Origin of the sequence: Cellulomonas sp. IC4_254 (assembly GCF_011603975.1) — a bacterium.
GTDB lineage: Bacteria > Actinomycetota > Actinomycetes > Actinomycetales > Cellulomonadaceae > Cellulomonas.
The window spans coordinates 1-4,594 of sequence record NZ_JAANNB010000252.1 but is presented as its reverse complement, the minus strand read 5'-3'; the positions used below and the strand labels follow the sequence as shown (position 1 = coordinate 4,594).

The 4,594-nt window shown below is 77.2% G+C and carries 3 protein-coding genes; 2 read left to right on the top strand and 1 reads right to left on the bottom strand.

The window, feature by feature from the left end; all coding sequences use genetic code 11:
• The first annotated feature begins 58 nt into the window (after positions 1-58).
• Entirely contained in the window at positions 59-2,014 is a 1,956-nt protein-coding gene (locus G6556_RS17265) for an ABC transporter ATP-binding protein (protein ID WP_346774968.1), read from the top strand.
• Positions 1,995-3,728, top strand: coding sequence for an ABC transporter ATP-binding protein (locus G6556_RS17260; RefSeq protein ID WP_166944145.1), 1,734 nt, complete (start codon positions 1,995-1,997; stop codon positions 3,726-3,728). Before G6556_RS17265 ends, G6556_RS17260 begins: the two co-directional genes overlap by 20 nt.
• A gap of 28 nt (positions 3,729-3,756) precedes the next feature.
• Here G6556_RS17260 and G6556_RS17255 read toward each other — a convergent pair.
• The coding region (locus tag G6556_RS17255; protein WP_277344795.1) for an SURF1 family protein at positions 3,757-4,594 on the bottom strand (838 nt) is incomplete at its 5' end.

Genomic DNA, 4,594 nt, shown 5'->3' with positions numbered 1-4,594 from the left:
CGCCCGACCGGCAAAACGCTTGCCGCTGTGTCGGGGGTCACCCGTAGCGTTGACCGACGTGCGACCCCTCCCCCTGCCCGACCCCGGCCGACCGCCGCTGACCGGCCCCTGGCGCCTCATGATCCGGCAGGGCCGCCGGCAGGTCGGCGTGCTCGCGGGCGCCACCGCCGTCGCCGTGGTCGGCAACGTGGCCGCCGCGCTGCTCCCGTGGCAGCTCGGCCGCGTCGTCGACGACGGCCTGGACGACGGGCTGAGCGCCGCGCTGTGGCTCGGCTGCCTCGGGGTGTTCGCGCTCGGCATGGTGCAGGTCGTCGCGAACGTCTGGGGCCACCGCCTCGAGGTCGAGAACTGGCTGCGCGCGGCCTTCGCGTCCTCGCAGCAGGTCGGCCACCACGTGACCCGGACCGGCGACGCCGTCACCGCCGAGCTGCCGACCGGGGAGGTGGTCGCGACCGTCGCCTCCGACGCGCTCCGGATGGGCGAGGTGTACGCGATCCTCCCCCGCCTGGTCGGCGGCATCGCGGCCTACCTGGTGCTCGGCGCCGTGCTGCTCAGCACCTCGGTGCCGCTCGGCCTGCTGGTGCTGCTCGGGCTGCCGGTCGTGGTCGCGGTCCTGTCCCTGCTCGTCCGGCCGCTGCAGCGGCGGCAGGCGGAGCAGCGCGAGGCCGCGGGCCGGCTGACCACGCTGGGCGCGGACACCGTCTCCGGCCTGCGCATCCTGCGCGGCATCGGCGGCGAGGAGGTGTTCTCCGACCGGTACCGGGCGCAGTCGCAGCGGGTGCGCGCGGCGGGCGTGCGGGTGTCGCAGACCCAGTCGCTGCTCGACGCGCTGCAGACCCTCCTGCCCGGCCTGTTCCTGGCGGTCGTCGTGTGGGCGGGCGCCCGGCTCGCGATCAGCGGGGACATCACGCCCGGCCAGCTCGTCGCGTTCTACGGCTTCGCGGCGTTCCTCACCCAGCCGCTGTGGACGGCGAGCGAGGCGATCCGGGTGGTCACGCGCGCCGTCGTCGGCGCGCGGCGGATCATCCGGGTGCTGTCCGTGCGCGAGGCCGGCTCGGACGACCCCGCGACGCCCGGGCCGTCCCCGGCGCCCGGCGAGCCGCTCGTCGACGAGGGCAGCGGCCTGGTCGTGCGGCCCGGCCGGATCACCGCGCTCGTCAGCGCCGACCCGGACGAGACCGCGCGGATCGGGCTGCGGCTGGGCCGCCTCGGACCGGCGCGGCACGGCGGGGCGGACGACGAGGACGACGCGAGCACAGGCGACGACGGCCGCCGCGGCGCCCCGCGCCGCGCCGACGGGACGGAGGGGACGATCCCCGCCCCGCGCGCGGCCGCCGACGACCCGGGGCTGTCCCGCGTGCGCTGGGGCCGGACCCTGCTCGCGGAGCTCGGCCTCGCCGAGGTCCGCCACCGCGTCGTCGTCGCCGAGTCCACCCCCCACCTGTTCACCGGCCTGCTGGCCGACGAGCTCGACGTGCGCGGCGGCGCCGACCGGGACGCCCTGCTCGAGGCCCTGCGGGTCGCCGACGCCGGCGACGTGCTGGACTCAGTGCCCGGCGGGCTGGACGGCGAGGTCGAGGAGAAGGGCCGCTCGCTGTCGGGCGGCCAGCGGCAGCGCGTGGCGCTCGCCCGCGCCCTGCTGACCGGTGCCGAGGTCCTCGTGCTGATCGAGCCGACCAGCGCGGTCGACGCGCACACCGAGGCGCGGATCGCCCGCCGGCTGGCCGACGCCCGCCGCGGGGAGACCACCGTCGTGGTCACCGCGAGCCCCCTCGTGCTCGACGTCGTGGACGAGGTGGCGCTCGTCGCGGACGGGCGGGTCGTCGCGACCGGCACGCACCGCGACCTGGTCACCGCACGCGACGCCACCGGCGCCGCCTACCGCGCGGTGGTGTCCCGCGCCGAGGCCGACGCCGCCGACGTCGACGCAGCCGAGGCCCACGCCCCCGACGCCCCCGGGACCGACCCGGCCACGACCGACGAGGAGGACCGCCGTGAAGCTGCCCGTCGCTGACGCCCCCGCGCTGCGCCGGCACACCGCCGCGCTGCTCCGCCGCCACCGCCGCGGCCTCGGCGTCGTCGTGCTCCTGCACGTGCTCGCCGCCACCGCCGGCCTGGCCGGCCCGTGGCTGCTCGGCCGCCTGGTCGACGCGGTGGTCTCCGGCACCACCACCGCGGTCGTGGACCGGACGGTCCTCGTGCTGGTCGTCGCCGTGCTCGCCCAGACCGTGCTCATCCGGTACGCCCAGCGCGCCGCGATGGTGCTCGGCGAGTCCGTGTTCGCCGAGCTCCGCGAGGAGTTCGTCGCCACGGTGACCCGGCTGCCGCTGTCCACGGTCGAGCGGGCCGGCACCGGCGACCTGGTCGCGCGCACGACCACCGACATCGACCGGGTCCAGTACACGGTGCGGTTCGGGGTGCCGCGGCTGCTGGTGACGGCGGCGACGATCGTGCTGACCCTGGTCGCCGCGTTCGCGACGAACGCCCTGGTCGCGGTGGGCGTGCTGGCCGGCGTCCCGCTGCTGCTGGCCGTGACGCGGTGGTACCTGCGCCGGGCCGCCCCGGCGTACCTGCGCGAGTCCGCCGCGTACGCCACGCTCAACGGCACCATCACCGAGTCCGTCGAGGGCGCCCGCACCGTCGACGCCCTGGGGCTCGGCGCGCGCCGCCGCGCCCGGGTGGACGCCGACCTGCGGGAGGCGTTCGCCGCGGAGAGCGCCACGCTGAACCTGCGGTCGGTGCTGTTCCCGGGCGTCGACACGTCGTTCGTGCTGCCGGTCGTCGCGGTGCTCGCCTGGGGCGCGTACCTGGTCTCGACCGGCGACGCGACGATCGGCGCGGTCACCACGATCGCCCTGTACGCGACGCAGATCATCCACCCCATCGGCGAGCTCATCTTCTGGCTGGACGAGATCCAGGTCGGCGCGACGTCGCTCGCCCGGATCCTCGGCGTCGCCGACGTGGCCCCCGACCGCACCGCGCGCGACGCCCGGCCCGCGGGCTCGGACGTGACCGCGCGCGGCGTCCGGTACGCCTACCGCGAGGGGCACGACGTGCTGCACGGCATCGACCTGGGCCTGCGCCCCGGCGAGCGGCTCGCGGTCGTCGGCCCCTCGGGCGCGGGCAAGTCGACGCTCGGCCGGATGCTCGCGGGCATCCACCCGCCGACGGCCGGCTCGGTCACGGTCGGCGAGGTCCCGCTGGTCGACCTGCCCCTGGACGAGCTCCGCGGGCACGTCGCGCTGGTCACCCAGGAGCACCACGTGTTCGTCGGCCCGCTGGCGGACAACCTGCGGCTCGCCGACCCCGCGGCCGACGACGCCGCGCTCGAGCGCGCCCTGCGGGCGGTCGACGCGTGGGACTGGGTGCGCGCGCTGCCCGAGGGCCTGGCGACGCCGGTCGGCTCCGGGGGCACCGCGCTGACCCCGGCGCAGGCGCAGCAGGTCGCCCTCGCCCGGCTGGTGCTGCTCGACCCGCACACGCTGGTGCTGGACGAGGCGACGTCGCTGCTCGACCCGCGCGCCGCCCGGCACCTGGAGCGGTCGCTGTCCGCCGTCCTGCACGGGCGCACGGTCGTGGCGATCGCGCACCGGCTGCACACCGCGCACGACGCGGACCGGGTGGCCGTGGTCGACGCGGGCCGGATCAGCGAGATCGGACCGCACGACGAGCTGGTCGCGGCCGGCGGGGACTACGCGTCGCTCTGGCACTCCTGGCAGCGGGAGTAGCGGGAGCGGCCCGACCGAGGGGGGCGGGTCAGGCGGGACGTGCGCCGTCGACCGGCTCCTCCTGCGGGTCGAACGCGCCCGACAGCCGCAGCACCTCGTCCTTGAGCAGGCGCACCCACAGGAACACCGCGAACCCGCCGAACACGAACCACTGCGCCGCGTACCCGAGGTTCTGGATGTTCAGCCCGGTACCGGAGCGCGTCGGCGGCGGCAGCAGCTCGACCGTCGCGTCCTGCGCGGGCTGCGAGCTGGTCAGCACGGCGTAGCCGGTCCAGATCGGGCCGCCCCACACGCCGAGCAGCTCGGCGGACGAGATCGAGTCGGTGGTGCCGGTGGCCTGCGCGTCGTGGTCGGCGCCGGAGTCCTCGGACGCCTGCAGGTACCCCGTCACGGTCACCGGGCCGGTGGGCGCCTCGAGCCCGCCGGCGGCGGGGTCGTCGGCGGCCACCCAGCCGCGGACGACGGGCAGCACGGCCCCGTCGACGGCCGGGTCGTCCGAGGTCACCCGCAGCGGGGTCAGCACCAGCGAGCCGGTGCGGTCACCCAGCGCGCGGTCCCGCACGAGCAGCTGCCCGTCGGCCTCGTACTCGCCCGTCACCTCGACGCGGCGACCGACGAGGGCGCCCTCGAACGTGGTCTGCGGCAGCAGCACGTCGGCGATCGGCACGGGCTCCTGCGCCTCGACCTCGGCCAGCTTCGCGGCCTGGGCGGCGGCGCCCCGCACCTCGGCCCGCTCCAGCTGCCACGCGCCGAGCCGACCGCAGACGGCGGCGACGGCGAGGAACAGCACGAGCAGCCCGATCATCCGGGGCGTGCGTGCGACCCGCCACAGCGTCGGCGGCGGCTCCGCGGGCGGGGTGGAGGGC